This is a genomic window from Streptomyces sp. NPDC028298 (genome assembly GCF_055565895.1).
Map to the genome: position 1 here is coordinate 1 of NZ_JBVHTL010000006.1, position 20,620 is coordinate 20,620.

At 70.1% G+C, this 20,620-nt stretch carries 20 protein-coding genes; 8 read left to right on the forward strand and 12 right to left on the reverse strand.

The genetic code is table 11. The features are described from left to right. Positions 1-216 precede the first annotated feature (216 nt). On the reverse strand, positions 217-978 hold the full coding sequence (locus tag ACZ4TO_RS25595) for a CDP-alcohol phosphatidyltransferase family protein (protein WP_388783275.1): 762 nt from the start codon (positions 976-978) through the stop codon (positions 217-219). 150 nt (positions 979-1,128) lie between these two features. Between ACZ4TO_RS25595 and ACZ4TO_RS25600 the strand changes: the two genes are divergently transcribed. Next, positions 1,129-1,689 carry a GNAT family N-acetyltransferase gene (locus ACZ4TO_RS25600; protein WP_385049873.1) on the forward strand — a complete coding sequence of 187 codons (561 nt, stop codon included), beginning with the start codon at positions 1,129-1,131 and terminating at the stop codon, positions 1,687-1,689. A gap of 116 nt (positions 1,690-1,805) precedes the next feature. Here the strand turns inward: ACZ4TO_RS25600 and ACZ4TO_RS25605 are convergent, their stop codons facing one another. The 7 genes from ACZ4TO_RS25605 to ACZ4TO_RS25635 form a co-directional block, all read right to left on the reverse strand. Then, positions 1,806-3,413 carry a type IV secretory system conjugative DNA transfer family protein gene (locus ACZ4TO_RS25605; protein ID WP_468025322.1) on the reverse strand — a complete coding sequence of 536 codons (1,608 nt, stop codon included), beginning with the start codon at positions 3,411-3,413 and terminating at the stop codon, positions 1,806-1,808. Then, a complete protein-coding gene (locus ACZ4TO_RS25610) occupies positions 3,413-4,837 on the reverse strand; it encodes an ATP-binding protein (protein WP_382792123.1) in 1,425 nt (474 codons plus the stop codon). The genes ACZ4TO_RS25605 and ACZ4TO_RS25610 overlap by 1 nt, the downstream gene beginning before the upstream one ends. A 14-nt stretch (positions 4,838-4,851) precedes the next feature. Continuing rightward, positions 4,852-6,411: an SCO6880 family protein gene (locus ACZ4TO_RS25615; RefSeq protein ID WP_382792126.1), complete on the reverse strand. Its 1,560-nt coding sequence runs from the start codon at positions 6,409-6,411 to the stop codon at positions 4,852-4,854. Further along, positions 6,408-7,736, reverse strand: coding sequence for a hypothetical protein (locus tag ACZ4TO_RS25620; RefSeq protein WP_385049879.1), 1,329 nt, complete (start codon positions 7,734-7,736; stop codon positions 6,408-6,410). Before ACZ4TO_RS25620 ends, ACZ4TO_RS25615 begins: the two co-directional genes overlap by 4 nt. Continuing rightward, positions 7,726-8,577, reverse strand: coding sequence for a DUF8175 domain-containg protein (locus ACZ4TO_RS25625; RefSeq protein WP_385049882.1), 852 nt, complete (start codon positions 8,575-8,577; stop codon positions 7,726-7,728). Before ACZ4TO_RS25625 ends, ACZ4TO_RS25620 begins: the two co-directional genes overlap by 11 nt. A 207-nt stretch (positions 8,578-8,784) precedes the next feature. Continuing rightward, complete coding sequence (locus tag ACZ4TO_RS25630; RefSeq protein ID WP_037622434.1) at positions 8,785-9,093, reverse strand: hypothetical protein; 309 nt, start codon at positions 9,091-9,093, stop codon at positions 8,785-8,787. Positions 9,094-9,907: 814 nt separating this feature from the next. Beyond that, on the reverse strand, positions 9,908-10,180 hold the full coding sequence (locus tag ACZ4TO_RS25635) for a DUF397 domain-containing protein (RefSeq protein ID WP_468025323.1): 273 nt from the start codon (positions 10,178-10,180) through the stop codon (positions 9,908-9,910). 478 nt (positions 10,181-10,658) lie between these two features. On the opposite strand from ACZ4TO_RS25635, the gene ACZ4TO_RS25640 reads away from it, so the two are divergent. From ACZ4TO_RS25640 to ACZ4TO_RS25650, 3 genes are all read left to right on the forward strand, one after another. Further along, positions 10,659-11,438 (forward strand): trypsin-like serine peptidase, encoded by a 780-nt coding sequence (locus ACZ4TO_RS25640; protein WP_382792138.1) that lies wholly within the window; start codon positions 10,659-10,661, stop codon positions 11,436-11,438. A gap of 107 nt (positions 11,439-11,545) precedes the next feature. Next, a complete protein-coding gene (locus tag ACZ4TO_RS25645; protein WP_382792141.1) occupies positions 11,546-12,553 on the forward strand; it encodes a bifunctional lytic transglycosylase/C40 family peptidase in 1,008 nt (335 codons plus the stop codon). Positions 12,554-12,745: 192 nt separating this feature from the next. After that, positions 12,746-13,447, forward strand: a complete 702-nt coding sequence (locus ACZ4TO_RS25650) for a phosphatase PAP2 family protein (RefSeq protein WP_468025324.1) — start codon at positions 12,746-12,748, stop codon at positions 13,445-13,447. 144 nt (positions 13,448-13,591) lie between these two features. Here ACZ4TO_RS25650 and ACZ4TO_RS25655 read toward each other — a convergent pair whose 3' ends face one another. After that, positions 13,592-15,181 carry an FAD-binding oxidoreductase gene (locus ACZ4TO_RS25655; RefSeq protein ID WP_468025325.1) on the reverse strand — a complete coding sequence of 530 codons (1,590 nt, stop codon included), beginning with the start codon at positions 15,179-15,181 and terminating at the stop codon, positions 13,592-13,594. A 535-nt stretch (positions 15,182-15,716) separates the two neighbouring features. After that, positions 15,717-15,887: a hypothetical protein gene (locus ACZ4TO_RS25660; RefSeq protein WP_468025326.1), complete on the reverse strand. Its 171-nt coding sequence runs from the start codon at positions 15,885-15,887 to the stop codon at positions 15,717-15,719. Between the two features lie 117 nt (positions 15,888-16,004). On the opposite strand from ACZ4TO_RS25660, the gene ACZ4TO_RS25665 reads away from it, so the two are divergent. Both ACZ4TO_RS25665 and ACZ4TO_RS25670 read left to right on the forward strand, forming a co-directional pair. Next, on the forward strand, positions 16,005-16,838 hold the full coding sequence (locus ACZ4TO_RS25665) for an SCO4651 family lipoprotein (RefSeq protein WP_382792153.1): 834 nt from the start codon (positions 16,005-16,007) through the stop codon (positions 16,836-16,838). A 133-nt stretch (positions 16,839-16,971) separates the two neighbouring features. Then, positions 16,972-17,160, forward strand: a complete 189-nt coding sequence (locus tag ACZ4TO_RS25670) for a hypothetical protein (RefSeq protein WP_382792156.1) — start codon at positions 16,972-16,974, stop codon at positions 17,158-17,160. A 103-nt stretch (positions 17,161-17,263) separates the two neighbouring features. On the opposite strand, the gene ACZ4TO_RS25675 is transcribed toward ACZ4TO_RS25670, so the two are convergent. Beyond that, positions 17,264-17,620 carry a metal-sensitive transcriptional regulator gene (locus tag ACZ4TO_RS25675; protein ID WP_467845331.1) on the reverse strand — a complete coding sequence of 119 codons (357 nt, stop codon included), beginning with the start codon at positions 17,618-17,620 and terminating at the stop codon, positions 17,264-17,266. 237 nt (positions 17,621-17,857) lie between these two features. Between ACZ4TO_RS25675 and ACZ4TO_RS25680 the strand changes: the two genes are divergently transcribed. After that, positions 17,858-18,478, forward strand: a complete 621-nt coding sequence (locus tag ACZ4TO_RS25680; RefSeq protein WP_028804313.1) for a DUF47 domain-containing protein — start codon at positions 17,858-17,860, stop codon at positions 18,476-18,478. A 7-nt stretch (positions 18,479-18,485) separates the two neighbouring features. Beyond that, positions 18,486-19,484, forward strand: coding sequence for an inorganic phosphate transporter (locus ACZ4TO_RS25685; protein ID WP_382792161.1), 999 nt, complete (start codon positions 18,486-18,488; stop codon positions 19,482-19,484). Between the two features lie 338 nt (positions 19,485-19,822). On the opposite strand, the gene pstB is transcribed toward ACZ4TO_RS25685, so the two are convergent. Further along, positions 19,823-20,599, reverse strand: a complete 777-nt coding sequence (gene pstB, locus ACZ4TO_RS25690; RefSeq protein ID WP_382792164.1) for a phosphate ABC transporter ATP-binding protein PstB — start codon at positions 20,597-20,599, stop codon at positions 19,823-19,825. Between the last annotated feature and the right edge of the window lie 21 nt (positions 20,600-20,620).

The window sequence follows — 20,620 nt, forward strand, 5'->3', positions numbered from 1 at the left end:
CTGCAGGGGGGACCCTGTGGGAGAGTAGGACGCCGCCGAACAAATTGTGAGAAGACCCCCGGACCGGGGATACCGGTCCGGGGGTTTTCTGCGTTCAAGAACAGTTCTCAAAGGTTCTCAAAGGTTCTCAACAGTTCTCATGGGAATCTCAACAGCTCTCATGGGAAAGGGGGCGGTCTCCATCAGGAGACCGCCCCCTTTTCTTTTTTGGTGCGGTTACTTCAGGCGGGAGGACGCGACGATCGAGACCACGTGTGCCGGCACGAGCAGCCACACGATCGCCGTCACGGCGACGGTCGCGATGCGCGTGGCGGTCAGGTCGCCGAGCGCCAGGTCGACGACCGCGGTGACGAGCAGCAGGATGGTGCACTCGATGCCGTTGACCAGGCGGTGCAGGCCCACGGCCGAGGCCAGCCGGCGGACCTGGGCGAGGCCGCTGGAGCGCGGGACGACGGACGCGTCGGTCGCCTTCTCCATGCCGCTGTCGGAGCGGGCCACGTGCACGAGGTCGGAGGACGACTTCAGGAGCAGCACACCGATCGCCGCGGCCAGTCCGGCCACCAGGTAGAGATCGAGGCCGAGTTGGGCGGCGCGGATGCCCATGCCCACCATCACGGCGGCATCGGCGAGGTAGGCGCCGAGGCGGTCGAGGTAGACGCCGAGCGGGCTGAACTGGCGGCGCCAGCGCGCGACTTCGCCGTCCACGCAGTCGAGCAGCAGATAGAGCTGCATGAAGACGACGGAGAGGACGGCGCCGCCGAGGCCCGGCAGGATCAGGGCGACTCCCGAGAGCATCCCCGCGAAGACCATGATCACGGTGATCTGGTTCGGCGAGATGCGGGTGTCGACGAGATGGCGGGTCACGCGAAGGGAGAGGGACCTCATGTAGAGGCGTCCGGCCCAGTGCTCCGCCCGGCTGTCCAACTTGCCCGTGGGGTGGATGACGTTGCGGAGTTCCTCTAGTTGGACTTTGGCCATGCGGTGTTCTCCCTGGAGGGCTTGCGCGTGATCGGATCGGTCGGCTCACAATGCCGTACAGGGAAGAGCATGACGGTGGCCGGGCCGGCGCTGATCGGCAGGGTGGATATCGGATGAGCCCGGCCGTGTGCGCGTACTACGGTGACTGCCATGAACTCGGTTGCCCACGTGATCCGTTCCATACGTTCCGACGAGTGGCCGCAGGTGAAGGAGCTCAGGCTCGACGCCCTGCGGGACCCCGTCGCGCACCTCGCGTTCCTGGAGACCTACGAGGACGCGGTGACCCAGCCGGACGGCTTCTGGCAGGACCGGGCGGCCGGGGCCGCTGTCGACGCCACCGCGCGGCAGCAGATCGTCGCCGTGGGCGAGGACGGGGTGTGGGCCGGGTCCGTGACCGTCCTCGTCGAGGAGGCCGGGGTGCAGGACGCGTTCGGGGACGTGCCCGAGCGCACCCAGGGTCATCTGGTGGGGGTGTACGTACGGCCCGAGTACCGGGGGAGCGTGGCCGGTGTGACCCGGGGGCTCTTCGACGCCGCTCTTGCGTGGTCCTGGGAGGCCGGGCTCGACCGCGTGCGGCTGTTCGTGCACGAGAAGAACGGTCGTGCCGAGGCGTTCTACCGGAAGGCGGGTTTCCTGCCCACCGGGCGGACGACCCCCATGCCGGGGGACACCGGCGAGCTGGAGCTCGAGTTCGTCATCGAGCGGGGGTAGGGCGGGCGGCCCGTCCGTATCAGCCGCGTATCCGTATCAGCCCCCGAATCCGCATCAGCCCCGAATCAGCATCAGCTACGTATCCGGTCCGGTGTCGGGGGCGGGCTCCGGACCGTTCAGACCGGAAGCTCGTACTGCGGCCAGCGGGAGCGGAGTTGTTCGCGGGACCGGACGAGCGCCAGGGTCGGCAGACCGCGGGCCGGGCCCGTGGTCAGCAGGTCGGGGAGCTGGGGGAGCGGGGCCACGGCCGCGATGTCGTCCAGGACGAGCGTGAGTGGTGGGTCGAGCCGACCGGAGGATGACCGTTCGGCCATGCGCCGGCCACGCTCGACCACGCTTGAGGCGAGGGCCGTCAGGAGAGGCATGGCGCCGGGGCCGGCCTTGGGGTCCTCGAGGGGTTCACCGATCATATAAAGCGTGCCCCCTTCATTGACGAAGGAATCCAAGGCGAGGCTGTCACTTCGGTTCGGAGTGCAGGATTCTCGGATGTTGACCGTGCCGAGCGCCGACAGCGCACGTGCCGTCAGCTCCTGGGCGATGTCACGGCGTTCGGGATGCGAGACGAGCGCGGCCTCGAGTTCCCCGGCGGTGCCGGACGCCGCCCTGGGATGCGTCCGCAGGGCTCGTACGGCGTCCTGCACCTGTGAGCCCTGGGCCCAGCGGTGGACGTGGCGGATGGCCTTGCCCTCCACCGCGGCGGCGTGCAGATAGCACCGCATGAGCGTCTCGGCGACGTCGGCCATCGCCTGGTCGGCCTTGGCGGAGGGGCGTACCGGGGCGAGGAGGGCGGCCGCTCTGGCCGCCGCCGTCTCCTTGTCCTCGCACCCTGCCGACGGGGACCAGTGCAGCCGGGCCGGGGTGTCGCAGAGGTGGGCGGGGTCGTAGAGGAGGACGGGGCCCAGTTTGGCGCGGGCGTCCTTGGTCTCCGACCAGATGCGCGGGGCGGAGGTGATGACGAGGACCGGGCCCTCGGCGTCGCGGACGGCCTGGGCGGCGGTGAGGTGACGTGTTTCGGCGGGGGCGAGGACGACCGCGCGCGCGGACGTCCACGCCGGTCCCGGCTGCGGTGCCGCGGCGACGGCCGGGGCTACGGCGGCTTCGGCGGCGATGGTGTCGAGGCCGCCCAGGTGCTCGTGGGCCGGCGCGCCCGCGGGTTCGGGCACCTGCGGGGGCGTCCCGTCCGGCGCGGCCGCCCTGGGGGCCGTCTCCAGGGGCTGTGCGGGCAGTGGCCGCTGTTCCGTCCTGGCCGGGGGTACCACCGGATCGGGCGCTTCCGCAGTTGTCCTGGACGCCCTGGACGCGCGCTTGGACGCCTTGGGCTCCAGGCCCTGCGCTCGTCGTCGTGCTCGTCCGGCGCGCCACCGTGCCAGGGTGCCCATCACGAACACGGTGAGGACCAGCAGGACCATCAACTGGCCGATGAACAGGCCCCAGAAGAGGCCGTAGCCCGACAGCTGGGCGGGCGGAGTGTCGGGCCAGGCGTCGGCGATGTCGTGCGGCTCGCCGATCAGGTGGCGCATGGCCAGGGGCGTACGGGTGAAGGTGATGGCGTCCGGCCAGGCGCCGCGGGAGAACCAGCCCGCGAGGCCTGTCGCCGACCACACCATCAGGGTCATGCCGAGCAGGAAGCCCAGCACCCCGATCAGCAGGCCGTCCGGAATGCCGCCCGCCCCCTCGTGCCGGGGGCCGTGGCGGTCGTCGCGCTGGTCGGGGTACGGGCTCATCACGCCACCGTGGACTCGGTGGAGCCGTCGAGATCGCTGAGGTGCTGTTCCATGAAGGCGGCCGCCCGTTCCTCGGCCTCCAGTTCGGCGGCGCGCATGGCGTCGTCGGAGAGCAGGTCCGCGGAGGACTCCGTCATCGCGCGGTCGGTGAAGACCAGCGGGCGTTCCGTCTCGGTGATCAGGTGTTTGACCACCTGGACGTTGCCGTTGACGTCCCAGACCGCGATGCCCGGGGTCAGCGTCGGGATGATCTCGACCGCCCAGCGGGGCAGGCCGAGGACCCGGCCCGTGGACCGGGCCTCGTCCGCCTTCTGCGCGTAGATGGTCCGTGTCGAGGCCATCTTCAGGATCGCGGCGGCCTCCTTGGCCGCCGCTCCGTCGACGACGTCCGACAGGTGGTGGACCACCGCCACGAAGGACAGGCCGAGGCGGCGCCCGAACTTCAAGAGCCGCTGGAAGAGCTGGGCCACGAAGGGGCTGTTGATGATGTGCCAGGCCTCTTCCACCAGGAAGATGCGCTTCTTGCGGTCGGGCCGGATCCAGGTGTGCTCCAGCCACACACCGACGATCGCCATCAGGATCGGCATGGCGATGGAGTTCCGGTCGATGTGCGACAGGTCGAAGACGATGAGCGGGGCGTCCAGGTCGATGCCGACCGTCGTCGGGCCGTCGAACATGCCCCTGAGGTCACCGTCGACGAGCCGGTCCAGCACCAGGGCGACGTCCAGGCCCCAGGCTCGTACGTCGTCTATGGCGACGTTCATCGCCTCGGCGGACTCCGGTTCGGGGTGGCGGAGCTGCTCGACGATGTCCGTGAGCACCGGCTGGCGCTCGACGATCGTCTCGTTGACGTAGGCGTGCGCGACCTTCAGGGCGAAGCCGGACCGCTCGTCGAGGCCGTGGCCCATCGCGACCTCGATGATCGTGCGCAGCAGGGCGAGCTGCCCCGTCGTCGTGATCGAGGGGTCGAGCGGGTTGAGCCGGATGCCCATGTCCAGGGCGGCCGTGGGGTCGAGCCGGATGGGAGTTATCCCCAGCTCCTGCGCGATGAGGTTCCATTCGCCGACGCCGTCCTCGCCCTGGGCGTCGAGGACGACGACCTGGCGGTCCCGGAAGCGCAACTGCCGCAGGACGTACGTCTTCTCCAGGGCCGACTTGCCGTTGCCGGACTCGCCGAGGACCAGCCAGTGCGGGGCGGGGAGCTGCTGCCCGTAGAGCTGGAAGGGGTCGTAGATGTAGCCCTTGCCGGAGTAGACCTCGCGGCCGATGATGACGCCCGAGTCGCCGAGACCCGGTGCGGCGGTGGGCAGGTAGACCGCCTGCGCCTGGCCCGTGGACGTGCGTACGGGCAGGCGGGTCGTCTCGACCTTGCCGAAGAGGAAGGACGTGAAGGCGTCCGTCGCGGCGGACAGCGGATCCCGCATCAGTGCATCAGCCCCTACCTGCGGATTCCGGTGGCGAACGGCAGTGTGTTGACGAAGGCACGGTGGTGCTCGCGGTCGCACCACTCCAGTTTCAGATACGACTTGCCGGCCGAGGCGCGGATGGTGCGCTTGTCGCGCGCGAGGGCCTCGGGGTTGCGGGAGGAGACGGTGATGTAGCCGACGAGGTTGACGCCCGCGGCGCCGCTCGCGAGGTCCTCGCCGCGCTGGTCGAGGCGGTTGTGCGAGGCGATGTCGCGCGGGTCGACGGTCCGGTTCATCTTGGCGGCGCGGCTGGCCTCGGCCTCGTCGTTCGTCTTCTCGGTCAGCATGCGCTCGATGGCGATCTCGGTGGGTTCGAGGTCCATGGTCACGGCGACCGTGCGGATGACGTCCGGGGTGTGGACGAGGAGCGGGGCGAGGAAGTTGACGCCGACCGGGGTCATCGGCCACTCCTTCACCCAGGCCGTGGCGTGGCACCAGGGCGCGCGGGTGGAGGACTCGCGGGTCTTCGCCTGGAGGTACGTCGGCTCCATCGCGTCCAGTTCGGCCGGCCAGGCGTTGCGCCTGGTCATGGCCTGGATGTGGTCGATGGGGTGGTCGGGGTCGTACATCGAGTGCACGAGGGAGGCGAGCCGTCCCTGGCCGAGCGGCTGCCGTACGCGGATGTCGGCTTCCTGGAGCCGGGAGCAGATGTCGGTGAGCTCGCGGGCCATGACGACGGCGAGTCCGGCGTCCCGGTCGACCTTGCGTCCGCCCTGCGGCCGGGCCGCACGGGCCATGGCCTGGCCCTCGGCGGCGAGTTCCCGCGAGTAGTGCATGCAGGCGACGAGGTAGGCGCGGTGCTGCTCGCTGCTCGTGGACACCATCGACTGGAGCTGGTCGTACGACTGCTGGAGCCAGCCGGGGGCGCGCTCGTCGCCGCGTACGGAGACGTCCTTGGCGTGGGCGTCCGGGTCGGCGGGGAGGGTGCGGGCGAGCATCTGGAGGCGGGTGACGAAGCCGTCGCCGTTCGCCACGTGCTTGAGCAGCGTGCCGAAGCGGTCGACGAGGGCCTCCTGGTCCTCGCTGTCGCGCAGGCCGACGCCCGGGCCCTCGATCTCGATGGCGGCGGTGACGGTCCGGCGGTCGGCGTGGAGCAGGACGGCGATCTCGTCGGGTCCGAAGGGGGCGGCGAGCCAGGCGATGCGCCCGATGCCGGGCGGCGGTCCGATCTCGACCTCCCTGCCGTCGAGGTGGACGCCGGCCTCCATCACCTGGCTGCGGTAGGCAGTTCCCTGGCGCAGGGTCCGCTTGTAGCTGCGGTTGATCTCGAACCACTTGTAGAACGTGCGCCGCTTGTACGGGACGTACACCGCGGCGAGCGCGAGCAGCGGGAAGCCCATGAGCAGCACGATCCGCAGGGACAGCACCGGGACGAGCAGGCCGCACATCATGCCGAGGAACGCGCCGCCGATGATGAGCGCGATCTCGCCGGACTCGCGGTTCCGGCCGACGATCGCGTTCGGCCGGGCGCGGCCGATCAGATATGTACGGCGGGGCGTGACCGGATGGGACAGGTGGGACTCGGTCGTCAACGCCCTTCACCTCCCGTGCGGTTGCTGTTGCGGGTGTTGCTTGCGTGCGGGGTGTTGATCGCGCTGCTGCGCGGCGGTGGTGCGGCGGAGGGGACGGATCCGCCGCCTCCGTTCGGCGTGCGGCTGCTGTGCGCGGCCACACCGCCGGACGCGGGGTTGGCGGGGCGGGGCTGGCTGTTGCCGCCTCCGCCTCCGCCGCCGTTGTTGTCGGCGCGGGAGCTGTGGGTCTTGATGCCCTGGGCGACCAGGGTGGCCGGCGAGCTGATGACGGCGGCGGCCTTGCCCTCGGCGCCCTGCATGATGCGGTTGTTGCGGGAGCCGGCGATCTCGTCGCCGAAGCCGGGGACGAAGCGGTAGATCATCGCGCTGGCGAAGATGGCGAGCAGGATGATGGCGAGTCCGGAGACGACGGCGGAGAACGCGTCGGGGCCGTTGTCGGAGCTGAGGGCGCCGGCGAGGCCGAGCACGATGACGATGACCGGTTTCACCAGGATGACCGCGATCATGATGCCCGCCCAGCGGCGGACGTGGCCCCACAGGTTCTTGTCGACGAGGCCCGCGTAGACGACGGTGCCGAGGAGGGCGCCGACGTAGAGCAGGGCGGCCCGGATGACCAGCTCCAGCCAGAGGATTCCGGCGGCCAGGATCGAGACCATCGAGACGACGATGAGCATGATCGGGCCGCCGCCGATGTTGCCGCCCTTGTCGAGGGCGCCGGAGAACGTTCCGAAGAAGGCGTCCGTCTGGTTGCCGGTGGTCTTGGCGAGCACCTCGGTCACGCCGTCCGTCGCGGAGACGACCGTGTAGAGGATGAGCGGGGTGAACGCGGAGGCCAGCACGGTCAGCCAGAGGAAGCCGATCGCCTCGGACAGGGCCGTGCCGAGGGGGACACCCCGTACGGCCCGCTTCGCCACGGCCAGCAGCCACAGGAGCAGGGTGAGGATCGTGGAGGCCGCGAAGACGACGGCGTACTGCTGGAGGAACTTGGGGTTCGTGAAGTCGACGTTGGCGGTGTCGTTCACGGCCGCGGAGAGTTTGTTGATGGTCCAGGAGGCGGCGTCGGCGCAGCCGTTCGCGAGGGAGGAGAGGGGGTCGAGGGTGGAGGTACCGGGGTCGGTGGTGAGGCCGGATTTGCCGGAGCCCTTGGTTCCGGATTCGCAGTAGTTCCGGGCGGGGCCGTGAATGAGACTGCAGTGGTTGTCGCTCCGCGAGGGGGCCGGCGACGGCGTGGGCGCGGCGACCGCTCTCGTGGCCAGCAGCACCGCCGAGGCCTGTACGGCCCCGATGACCGCGGTCAGTTTGAGTACGCGGTGGTTAGCGGGCATACGTGAACCCTCCGTACTCCTCGACGGCCTTCGCGATGTCGTCGGCGCCGGCGGCGCGGTCGTCCCCCGGGACGGGCGCGGGGCCGTCCTTCTGGGAGTGCGAGACGATCTTCCAGTCGCCACCGGTCCACTCCAGCTTCATGGTGATGGTGAACCAACTGCTGGTGACCGGGTTGGTCGAGTTGTCTCCGGCGAGACCGAGAAGGCCTCCGCACCAGACCTCGACGGTCGCCGCGTTCTCCGAGGACTGGGTGGTCTTGGTCCCGATGGGACTCGTGCGCGAGACGAAGGTGAAGCCCTGCGGAGCCGAGCCGTCCTCGTTCAGGCCCACGTTCTTGTTGAACTGCGGCGTGTACGCCTGGTCCAGTGTCGCCTCGAACTCGGACACCTTGGCGGGTGTGATCACGGTCGCGAGGATCTGGTCCCGCCTGGACTTCTCGAACATGTCGGCCGAGCCCAGCGCCACCGCGTAGTTCGCGGCCGCGCTCTGTGCGCCCTCCGGTGTGTGGGGGAAGCCCGACGGGATGCCGGCGGACTTCGTCGTCACCGGGTGGTTGCCGGAGGCGGCCGTCGGGGACGTCTTCGCCTTGTCGCCGCTGCCGTCGCCCGACGAGGCCGCGTCGTCCCCGCGGTTCGCGAAGGCGATCGCGGCGATGAGCAGGACGACGACACCGACGACCGTGACCAGGCTCCGCGAGGAGGATCCGCGTCCGCGCCGCGCGCCGCCATAGACGTCGCCCGGACGGTCGGGCAGGCGGGTACGGGTCTGGCCGGAGCCGCCGTACCCCCCGTCCTCGCCGCGCGGGCCGTCGCCGTACCCGGGTTCGTCACCGAGACTCATGCCGCGTACGCCCCCTCAATCTCTCGCTGAACCACGTAGTACGACGGTAGCCGTGCTGGTTCCCGCGCGGGCGCGGTGTGGTGACTGGACATCAGGGAGTTGCAACCTCAGCCGGTGGGCACGACGGACGGATGGATCGGAGGACGAGAATCCGGGCGCGCCCGGCCGGGTACTGGCGGCACGCCGGTGCGGCATGGCCGTGCCGGGCTACACGGCCATGCCGTACACGATGGTGAAGAGCGTGCCGAGGGATCCGATGATGAAGACCCCGGTGAGCCCGGCGATGATGAGTCCCTTGCCCTGTTCGGCGCTGAAGGTGTCGCGGAGCGCGGTCGCGCCGATGCGCTGTTTGGCCGCACCCCAGATCGCGATGCCGAGGCAGAGCAGGATGGCCACCGCCATCACCACCTCGACCATCACCTTGGCTTCGTTGCCCAGGCTGCCGAAGGGGCCCCAGTCCGGGGCGATTCCGCCGATGATTGTGTTGATGTCGCCCTTGTCGGCTGCGAAAAGCATGTAAGTCACCGCCCCTAGTGGGTAGTTCTGCACCCCCTGCCACTGCGCGCAGAGGTCGGGCCCATTCTCGCCGACAATGACGCCTTCGTATGTCGACTTGACGTCATTGGTTGGCGGGATTCGTGCGAATTCCTTGTCACCGGCGTACGCGGGACCCTCGCGGGAGGCGTACGGCGGTGTACGAGAGTCGTATCGTCACTCTGTGTATCACGGGTGGTCACGCCGGGCAATGAAGCGGAAGCGAAACCTGGCGCGTGGTTCCGTCGTTGTCCCCTTCTGTGCCTCGCGCGCGGGGGGACGGCGGGGAGATATTCGAACGGACGCGGTTGCGGGGAGGGGCTTCTGACGGTGCGTCGCGCCGGTGTTCCCCGGGTCGCCGGGGCCCTGCGGGGTGGACGCACGGAACGGGCCGCGGCTGGTTACCGCGGCCCGTTCCGCCGGGTGGTGCCGGGGAACCCCACGTCTCCCGGCGTCCGCCCTACTCCGGAGGCCGGCCGGTGAACGCGGTGACCGCCTCCGGGGTGCCCCGGCGGGTCGGGCCGTCGTGGCCCGGAGTCGCGGTGGCGACGTGGCCCGTGCCCAGGTGGCCGGTGCCGCCGAACGTGTTCCGGCCGATCGTGATGCCTTACGGGTCGTGCGCCGCGGCGCCGGTGGCCGGGCGAGCCCGCGGACGACCATCCCTTGTTGAGTACGTGACAACAAGAGGCTCGTGGAAGCCTTGCTCGCGCATTGCCGAACGCGGCGGGCGCGTGACCCTCCCATGGCTCACGGATGGCCGATGGCTGACGGCCGCTTGACCCGACTCACAGCTTTTTCAGGGGAATTGCACGGGTGGCGGCGTCACGTCGTGCGGCCCGAGGCCGTCCTGCAGCCCCTCGACGAAGTGGTCGAACTCGCCCGCCCGGACCCCCAGCACGAACGCGTCCCACTTCCTGCGCGTGGTCGTCACGACGTTCTCCGGATCGCCGGTCTCCCTGATGTAGACCAAGTCGTCGTCGCCGAAGGCGAGTTCGATCCAGGGGCCCGGGCCGGTCGCGTCCTCGGGCGCGGCACGGGTCCAGTCGAGGCCGGCGGGGAGGTCAGTCACGGTCGTGCTCCTCGGACTTCCGCCGGACGGGCGTGGGCATCGCGGACTCCAACTCCCCTGTGTGATCGGAGACGTTCACGGCCACCGTATCGCCGACCCGGAGCCGTGGCCTCCGGCTCCCCTGGGATCGGGTGGTGCCAGGGGATCGCCGGGTGATCCGGGTGGTGCCGGAGGATCGCCGGGGGATCGCCGGGTGGTCCGGGTGGTCCTTGTTCCGGGCGACGGTTCGTCCCGCGCGGGCTTCTCTCCGTCTGTCCTCTCGCCACTCCGGTGTCTGGCTGCTCCGGTGTCTCGTCGCTCCGGCGCCGATGGGAGTACCTGGCGCGGACTCCATGGCGCTCGCGGCGGCCCGGACCGGAGGGCCGGGAGGGGGCGTCGTGGCTGGTGGGGCGCGGTGGCCGGGCGGGGGCGGCGTTCACAGGTGATACTCGGACTGGTCCGAGGTTTTTCTCACCCGCTTGCGGCAAGGTGAGGGGCGATGAAGAGCATCCGCATCACCCGTCTCCCGGAGACCCGGCGGCCGGTCCTGCTCGGTGCGGCCCTGGTGCTGCTCGCGGTGACGTCCTCGTCCGTCGCCGCGGCCGACGACGGCCCCGGGCCGTTCGGCGTCACCGTCCGGGCCGCCGACAACGGCCGGAGTGCCCGCGTGGGCGCCCTGTTCCACGGGAGCGCCGCGAGCAAGGGCGCCGGCGGGCACTTCTGCACCGCCTCCGTCGTGCACAGCGAGGGGCGCGATCTGGTCGTCACGGCCGCCCACTGCCTGGACGGCGAGGCGGAACTGTCCTTCGCGCCCGGCTACCGCGACGGCAAGGCGCCCCACGGGTTCTGGGACGTCGAGGGCGTGTTCCTCCCCGACGGTTGGAAGAAGGACCAGGACGAGGACAGCGACGTCGCCTTCGCCGTGCTCGCCACCCGCGACGGCGAGGGCGTCGAGGACGCCGTCGGCGGCGGGAACGCCTTCGCCGCGCACCGCGCCACCGGGGCCACCGCCGTCACCGTCACCGGATACCCCGGCTCCCTCGACGCCCCCGTCACCTGCACCGACAAGCCCACCGCGCACAGCCGTACGCAGCAGCGCGTCGCCTGCCCCGCCTTCGCCGGCGGGACCAGCGGCAGCCCCTGGGTGAACGGGGACGGGGCGGTCGTCGGCGTCATCGGCGGCCACGAACAGGGCGGGGACACCGACGACGTCTCGTACAGCCCCGTGTTCGGCACCGAGGCCGAGAACCTGTACCACGTGGCCGCCCTGGCCGGTTGACGCCGCTCCGACGGGACGAACCGCTCCGTCCGTGCGCGTGACACCCCTCTCCCGCAGGGGCCCGCCTCTACACTGACGTCGGCGGACTCCTGGGCGGCGAGGGGCGGTTGACGGTGCGTAAGGCCTGGATCGTGGCGACCGCGGCCGTGGGCGCGGGGATGGGCTTCGTGATGGTCCTCGTCGTCGGGGTCTACCTGGTCGCCGGGAACCTCGCGGGCGGCATCGGCGGCGGTTCGGTCGGGCTCGCCAAGGGCGCTGTGCCCGCCGCGTACCAGTCCCTCGTACAGAAGTGGGGCAATCTCTGCGGCGCGATCAATCCCGCCCTGCTCGCCGCGCAGCTCTATCAGGAGAGCGGATTCAATCCCAACGCGAAGAGTCCGGCACAGGCGGAAGGGATAGCGCAATTCATTCCGGGGACGTGGGCCACGCACGGCGTCGACGGCGACGGGGACGGCGTCCGTGACGTCTGGAACCCGAATGACGCGATTCCGTCGGCCGCCTCGTACGACTGCGAGCTCGCTTCCTATGTGAAGAACGCTCCGGGAAACGTCACCGAGAACATGCTCGCCGCCTACAACGCGGGCGCCTACGCGGTCATCAAGTACGGGGGCGTGCCGCCGTACGCGGAGACCCGGAACTATGTGAAGACGATCACCACGCTGGCGAAGAGCTTCGCCGCTCCCGTCACCCGTGTGGACCCCTCGAAGCAGGCCGCGGGGGCCATCACGTACGCGCAGAAGAAGCTCGGCACCCCCTACCTGTGGGGTGGCAACGGCACGGCTGACCAGGGCGGACGGTTCGACTGCTCGGGTCTGACCAAGGCCTCGTACGAGAGTGTCGGGGTGAGCCTGCCGCGGGTGGCCAACGACCAGTACAACGCGGGGCCGCATCCCAAGCGGGACGAACTGCTGCCCGGGGACCTGGTCTTCTTCTCCGACGACCTCACCAACTCCCGCGCCATCCGGCACGTGGGTATCTATGTGGGCGGCGGATACATGATCGACGCTCCCCGGCCGGGTGCCGTCATCCGGTTCGACCCCGTCGACACGCCCGACTATTTCGGGGCCACACGGGTGACCGAGGATGGCGCGAAAGCATTGCCCACTTCGGTATGAATCCACCCTCTGATCTGCGGAGATATCTCTCTTCGATAACGTGTGCGTGATCATTCCGTGGAGGGTGGAACGTATTGGAGGGGACCGTGCGTTCCTGTTGACGTAGAGAACCGATCTACAACCACGGGGGTGGACGGAGCGGCGCGCGAAAGGGCGCGGTCGCGGGAATGACGACGAAGGGGCCGCAGCGCCATGGCGCAACTCGCCGAATCCGGTTCGAACCCCGACGTCGACCTGCTCTACGGCATCAATGGCCTGGCCAAGCACACGCCGCACTGGGTCGACCGGGCCATGGAGTTCGTCGGCGAGTGGGGTCTCCTGCTCGCGATGGTCCTGCTGGTCGTGTGGTGCTGGTCGAGCGTGCGGCGGCGGGGCGGCTCCGACGCGGCGGCGACCGTGGCCGCACTCGTCTGGGCCCCGCTCGCGGCCGGTGTCGCCCTCCTCGTGAACGTCCCGATAAGGGGTTTCGTGGAGCGTCCGCGCCCCTTCGTGGACCACCAGGGCCTGGACGTCCTCGTGGGCGGCAAGACCGACTTCTCCTTCGTCAGCGACCACGCGACCATCACCATGGCGATGGGTGTCGGACTCTTCGTCGCGAACCGGAAGTTCGGGCTCGCCGGGATCGCGCTGGCCCTGCTCGAAGGGTTCTGCCGGGTCTTCATGGGCGTGCACTACCCGACGGACGTCGTCGGCGGATTCGCGCTCGGTACGGCCGTCGTCCTGCTGCTGTCGCCGCTCGCCATGGCCCTGCTCACGCCGGTCATGAAGGCCGTCGAGGCGGCGCCGCGCGCGGGCCTTCTGATCCGGGCGCGCGGCGCCGTGCCCGCCGGGCGGGAGACGCTGATCCCGGGGGCGCGGGCCGAGCACTCGGAGGAGCGGGATCTCGCCGCGTAGGGGCTCGCTGGGGCGGGTGCCTGATCCGGTTGATCCGGCTGATCCGGCTGATCCGTCTGATCCGGTTGATCTGGCTGACCTGTCCGGCCCGGTGAACCCGTGTGGTGGTGGGCCGCCGGGCCCGTGCTGCGGCCCGTGGTGGTCTCAGAGGGCCTGCGGGAACGAGAAGAAGCGGTTCGGGTCGTACTGGTGCTTCAGGGCCGCGAGGCGCGTGGCCGCGTCTCCGTAGTACGCCTTGCGCCAGTTCGTCAGCGTCGCGTCCGTGTAGTTCTGGTAGGCCGCGCCCGAGGCGTACCGGGTCATCGCGTTGTGGGCGCCCGTCAGCCAGGACTGGGCGGTGGTGCCGGAGGTGCCCGCCCGCCAGGAGACGATGTACTGCGCCAGCATCCGCGAGCGGCGGTGCACGAACGCGGTGGACGTCGGCGCCACGCGGTTGACCGCGCCGCCCAGCGCGGTGAGGGCGATGCTGCCCGCGCCGCCGCCGCGGACCCCGGAGATCTGGTTCAGGAGCGTCTGGACGCCGGCCGCCGAGATCGAGCGGTCGAAGAAGTCCGAGCGGGCCGCGTACGTCTCCCGGCCGAGGGCGCCCTGCGGGCTGCGGCCCGGCGTGGAACCCGGCAGATGGCACTGGGCGTCGGCGGAGAACGACGAGCAGCCCGCGTACACCTCCATCGACTCCTCGTACGAGCGCCGCTTGAGGGAGACGCTGCGCGCGGGGGAGCCGATCCGGTCCGCCAGCCGGTCCACCGCGTTCTGGAGCTCGCCGTAGGTGCCGAGGGAGAAGGCGGCTATGGAGACGGTGGGGGTGCCGCCGGCCGCGTTGGACAGGTGGCAGGACGACCAGATCTCGTCCGGCTGGCTCGGGCCCCACTCCTGCCAGGCCTTCACCACCGCGGCGGCCTTGGCCCACGGCCAGGTCATGTACGCCGAGACGGCCTGCGGCGCGGGGTGGGTCTTGAAGCGGAGCTCGGTGACGACGCCGAAGTTGCCGTTGCCGGCGCCGCGCAGTGCCCAGAACAGGTCCTTGTTCTCGGTCGCGTTCGCGGTGAGCTGCTTGCCGTCGGCGGTGATCAGCGTCGCCTGCGTGAGGCTGTCGCAGGTCAGTCCGTACGCCCGGGACACCACGCCGTGGCCGCCGCCCAGGGTCAGGCCGGAGACGCCGACGGTGGGGCAGGAGCCGGCGGGGATGGTGACGCCCTTCGCGGCCAGCGCCCGGTAGACGTCGATCAGCTTGGAACCGGCGCCGACCACCGCCTCGTTCGCCGAGGCGCGGATCTTGTTCAGCTTGGAGACGTCGATGATCAGGCGGCCGTCGCCGGAGGACCAACCCGCGTAGGAGTGGCCGCCGTTGCGGATCGAGACCTTCACGCCGTGGGCGCGGGCGTAGTCCATCGTGGTGCGGATGTCGTCGGCGTGCGCGACGTAGGCGACGGCGGCGGGCTTCAGGTTGTCGAAGCGGGTGTTGTAGAGCTGGTGGGAGGTGGTCCAGCTCCGGTCGCCGGGGCGGATCAGGGAGCCGTCCAGTTGGCGCGACAGCGCGGTCCAGTTGGCGGCTGCCGCGTCGGCCGCGGTCGCCGTGCGTATGCCGCTGGTGTCGGCCGCCCCGGCCGTGGCGTTCGTGGACCCGCCCTTGCCGTCGGCGTGCGTGCCGCCCTTGCCGCTGCCGCTGCACGCGGACGTTGCCGCCGTCGCGAGGACGGCCGTGGTGCCGCCGATGAACGAACGCCGTTGCATGTGTGCCTCCCGTGGGTTCCGTGGAACGAGACGGGCCCCCGGGTCCGGGGGTTCCGCACGGCTGTGTCGCAGAACGGCTACAGCACTGCGCATCCCAGCACGGTGGGGTTCGGGTGATGGCGGCGGGGTGGCCGAGACCGGTGGGGGCGGGTTCGGTCCGGCTGGGACCGGTGGGGGCGGTTCCGGTCCGGTGGGGGGTCGGGGCCGTGCCGGTGCATCAGCCCGTCGCCGTTGGGTGAGGAGTGACCGTCGGTGGCGACGGCCATTGATGTACCGGCACGGCCCCTTCCGCCGGACGCCGACTGCGGGTGCGTCGTGGTGGCTACGGGCATCGCCGTACCGGCACGGCCCCTCGCGGATCCCGGCTGCGGGTCCAGGGTCCAGACGGTTCCAGCCCCGGCCCGCCGAAGCTTCCAGCCCCGGCCGGCGAAAGTTCAGCCCCTCCGGCGATTGAGGAGCGGGGTCTGGGGCGGAGCCCCAGGTTCGGGTCGGGTAGGGGCGGAGGGGGCGAGGAAAGGCTGGGCGGTGCGCCGGTTCAGGGGGTCATGGCCAGGGCGTGGGTCGCGGCGTCCGTGCGGGCCTGGCTTCTGGCGCGGCGGGCCGGGCCGCGCCAGCCGCAGGTGCAGCGGGCCAGACAGAAGGGGCCTTGCTCGACCGTGGTCGTCCGATGACCGGGGTCGGGGTCCGTCTCGTCCAGATGCTCCACACCGACAACGTTACCCAAGGCAAGTGAACGGATTCCCGTCGCGTGACGGGTGCCTCCACCTGTCGTTAACCGGACGACGGGATGGCCCGGGACGGACCGGCTGGGGGTCGGTGGACGATGGTGGCGCAGCAGCAGGAACGCGCGCGGGTCCTGGTCGCGTTCGTCGCGGCGGGACTCATGGTCTGTGGCACCGGATGCTCGGGCGGCGGGGCGGCCGCGGAGGACGTCCGCAGCGGTCCCGGCACCGTGGACACGCTGCGCCGGGCGGTGGCCGCCCTGGAGCGCGCCGGCAGCGCGAAGGCCAGTACGTCGATGGAGATGGCCACCGGCGGGACCCGGGTCACCATCCGCGGGCAGGGCGTGTACGACTTCAGGAAGCAGACGGGGCGGCTGAAGGTGTTGCTGCCGCAGGACCCGGCGGGCGCGGCCGAGCACCGGCCGATCACCGAACTCCTCGCTCCGGGCGCTCTGTTCATGAAGAACCGGGGGGCCGGTGTGCCCGCCGACAAATGGGTGCGGGTGGAGACGGCCGGTCTCACGGACGGCAACCTCGTCACGGGCGGCGCCACCGACCCGTACGCCGCGGCCGAACTGCTGCGCGGCGCGCGGTCGGTGACCTATGTGGGGAAGACCGAGGTCGCCGGGGTCCCCGTACGGCACTATCGCGGGACCGCCGACCTCGGCACCGCGGCGCGGGACGCCTCGACGGGGCAGCGGCCGGCGCTGAGGGCGGCCGCGAAGGGGTTCGCCACCACCGCCGTGCCCTTCGACGCCTACCTCGACGACCAGGGGCGGCTGCGCAAGGTCCGGCACCGGTTCAGCTTCGTCAACGGGCAGCGCAAGGGCACCGTGGCCGTCGCCTCGACGCTCCTGCTGTACGACTTCGGCAGCCCCGCCGTCGTACGGCTGCCGGATTCCTCCGACATCTACGCCGGGAAGATCGCGGAGTAGTGGCTTCCGGGGGGATGGGCAAGAGCATCCGGAGCCGTAGCTTCAGAGGAGGGCTGGAAATGGCCCTTCCGTGCCATGCGCGGTGCGTAGGCCGCTCCCTACTCTAGGAAGTCGGTTACGGCAGGAAGAGGTGATGTTCGTGGCTCCGGTCGGCGGTGCGGCAGTTCAGGACCACGTGGCCCTCGCCGAGATCGACCTGTGCGGTGAGCTGATCATCGCGGCCTCCGCGGCGCACGAGGACCGCCTCAGCCTGGAGAGCATCGACGCGGTCCTGAAAGTGGCCGAAGAGCGCGCTCCCGTGCAGCGGGGCGGGGAGGACTAGTCCTTTCCGGCCCCGTCCCGGTGGCCGAGGCGCGCACGTCGCGGATGTCACATGCGTCGTATCTCTCACGTTTCGCGCACTTCGCGAGGCCGCGGCGGCCGGCTCAGGTGCGCAGCAGGCGGCCGATCGCCTTCGTCGCCTCGTCGACCTTCGCGTCGATCTCGTCGCCGCCCTTGACGGCCGCGTCCGCCACGCAGTGCCGCAGGTGCTCCTCCAGGAGCTGGAGGGCGAAGGACTGGAGCGCCTTGGTGGAGGCGGACACCTGGGTGAGTATGTCGATGCAGTAGACGTCCTCGTCGACCATCCGCTGCAGGCCCCGGATCTGGCCCTCGATGCGGCGCAGCCGCTTCAGGTGCTCGTCCTTCTGCTGGTGGTAGCCGTGGATGCCGCGGTCGTGATCGGTCACGGTCTGCTGCGGGTCTCCGGAGGGCGCCGTCGCGCCGGCCTCGGTGGTCGTCATCGCGTCCTCCTGTGGATCCGATCGGCGATCCTGTCTGAAACGCCACTTACATATACCCCTGGTGGGTATATCGTACCGAACTTTGCTGGGTATGGAGCCCTTGCCCGGCGCCGGTACCGGACCCCGTGCCGATCGCTGTGCCTGATGGGCGACACTGGGTGGCGGCCCGTTAGCCGTGGCCGGATGATGCGCCTAGCATCAGCCTGACCGAAACCGAAGCACCCCGAGGACCCCAACGTGCGCTTTCGTCTGACCCCCAGGGAGACGAGCTTCTACGACATGTTCTCCGCATCCGCGGACAACATCGTCACGGGCTCGAAACTCCTGATGGAACTGCTCGGGGCGGACACTTCCGCTCGGGCCGAGATCGCAGAGCGTATGCGGGCCGCGGAACACGCCGGTGACGACGCGACACACGCGATCTTCCACCAGCTGAACTCCTCCTTCATCACGCCCTTCGACCGCGAGGACATCTACAACCTCGCCTCCTCCCTCGACGACATCATGGACTTCATGGAGGAGGCCGTCGATCTCGTCGTCCTCTACAACGTCGAGGAACTCCCCAAGGGCGTCGAGCAGCAGATCGAGGTCCTGGCGCGTGCCGCCGAGCTGACCGCCGAGGCCATGCCCAATCTGCGGACCATGGACAACCTCACGGAGTACTGGATCGAGGTCAACCGTCTGGAGAACCAGGCCGACCAGATCCACCGCAAGCTGTTGGCCCACCTCTTCAACGGCAAGTACGACGCCATCGAGGTGCTGAAGCTCAAGCAGATCGTGGACGTGCTGGAGGAAGCGGCCGACGCGTTCGAGCACGTGGCGAACACGGTGGAGACCATCGCCGTCAAGGAGTCCTGACCCGTTCATGGACACCTTTGCTTTGATCGTGACCATCGGGGTCGCGCTCGGTTTCACGTACACGAACGGCTTCCACGACTCGGCGAACGCCATCGCCACGTCCGTGTCCACGCGTGCCCTGACGCCGCGGGCCGCGCTCGCCATGGCCGCGGTGATGAACCTCGCCGGCGCGTTCCTCGGCAGCGGGGTCGCCAAGACCGTCAGTGAGGGGCTGATCCAGACGCCCGAGGGCTCGAAGGGGATGGGCATCCTCTTCGCGGCGCTCGTCGGCGCTATCACCTGGAACCTGATCACCTGGTACTTCGGTCTGCCCTCCTCTTCCTCGCACGCCCTGTTCGGCGGCATGGTCGGGGCGGCCCTGGCCGGCGGTACGACGGTCTACTGGAGCGGGCTGGTCGACAAGGTCATCATCCCGATGTTCCTGTCGCCGGTCGTCGGTCTGCTCGTCGGCTATCTCGTGATGGCCTTGATCATGTGGCTGTTCCGGCGGTCCAACCCGCACAAGACCAAGCGCGGTTTCCGTATCGCGCAGACGGTGTCCGCGGCCGGCATGGCGCTCGGGCACGGTCTCCAGGACGCCCAGAAGACGATGGGTGTCGTGGTGATGGCGCTGGTCATCGCCGGCGAGCAGAGCGCGAACGACCCGATTCCGGTCTGGGTGAAGATCGTCTGTGCGGCGATGCTGTCGCTGGGGACGTACGCCGGTGGCTGGCGCATCATGCGGACGCTCGGGCGGAAGATCATCGAGCTCGATCCGCCGCAGGGGTTCGCAGCGGAGACCACCGGCGCCTCGATCATGTTCGCGACCGCCTACCTCTTCAAGGCGCCGATCTCCACGACCCACGTCATCACCTCGGCGATCATGGGTGTCGGGGCGACGAAGCGGGTGAACGCCGTGCGGTGGGGTGTCGCCAAGAACATCGTCCTCGGCTGGTTCATCACCATGCCGGCCGCCGCTCTCGTGGCCGCGGCCAGCTTCTGGGTCGTGAATCTGGCGTTCCTGTAGAAGTGCGAGTACGACGCCGCCGGTGTCCGGCGGTGTGCGGGGCCGGTCCTTCGGGGCCGGCCCCCTTCGTCTTTCCGCCCAGGTGACATGGCGGCGGCCATCTGCGCGCGGTGGCGATCTGTGCCCGGGGACCGGCCCGGCCCCCGGGGTTCCGCCGGCCTCTGGGGGCTCCGCCCCCAGACCCCCGGTTTCCCGCCCGCCCACCCGTCTCGGTCCGCTGGGAAGGGACCCGCAGGGAACGCGAACGGGCCCGCCCCCGGGAGCCAGGGGCGGGCCCTTCTCGTCCTCGCGGTGGCACCGCCATGCAGCACCGCGAGGGGTTTCGGGAGGCGGTCCGATCAGCCGAAGCGACCGGAGATGTAGTCCTCCGTGGCCTGGACGGACGGGTTGGAGAAGATCCGCTCCGTGTCGTCGATCTCGATGAGGCGGCCGGGCTGGCCCACCGCGGAGAGGTTGAAGAACGCCGTGCGGTCGGAGACGCGGGCGGCCTGCTGCATGTTGTGCGTCACGATGACGATCGTGAAGCGCTCCTTCAGCTCACCGATCAGGTCCTCGATGGCGAGGGTGGAGATCGGGTCCAGGGCCGAGCAGGGCTCGTCCATGAGGAGGACCTGCGGCTCGACCGCGATGGCCCGCGCGATGCACAGACGCTGCTGCTGACCGCCGGACAGGCCGGACCCGGGCTTGTTCAGCCGGTCCTTGACCTCGTTCCAGAGGTTCGCGCCCTTGAGGGACCGCTCGACGATGTCGTTGAGCTCGGACTTCTTGTAGGAGCCGTTGAGCTTCAGACCCGCCGCCACGTTGTCGAAGATCGACATGGTGGGGAAGGGGTTGGGGCGCTGGAAGACCATGCCGATGGTGCGGCGCACGGCGACGGGGTCTATGCCGTTCCCGTACAGGTCCTCGTCGTCGAGCAGCACCTTGCCCTCGACGCGGCCACCGGGGGTGACCTCGTGCATGCGGTTCAGGGTGCGCAGGAAGGTCGACTTTCCGCAGCCGGAGGGGCCGATGAAGGCCGTCACGGAGCGGGGCTCGACCGTCATGGAGATGTCTTCGATCGCCTTGTGGGCGCTGTAGTAGGCGGTCAGACCGCTTACGTCGATTCGCTTGGCCATGTCAGTCACTGCTTCTTTCGA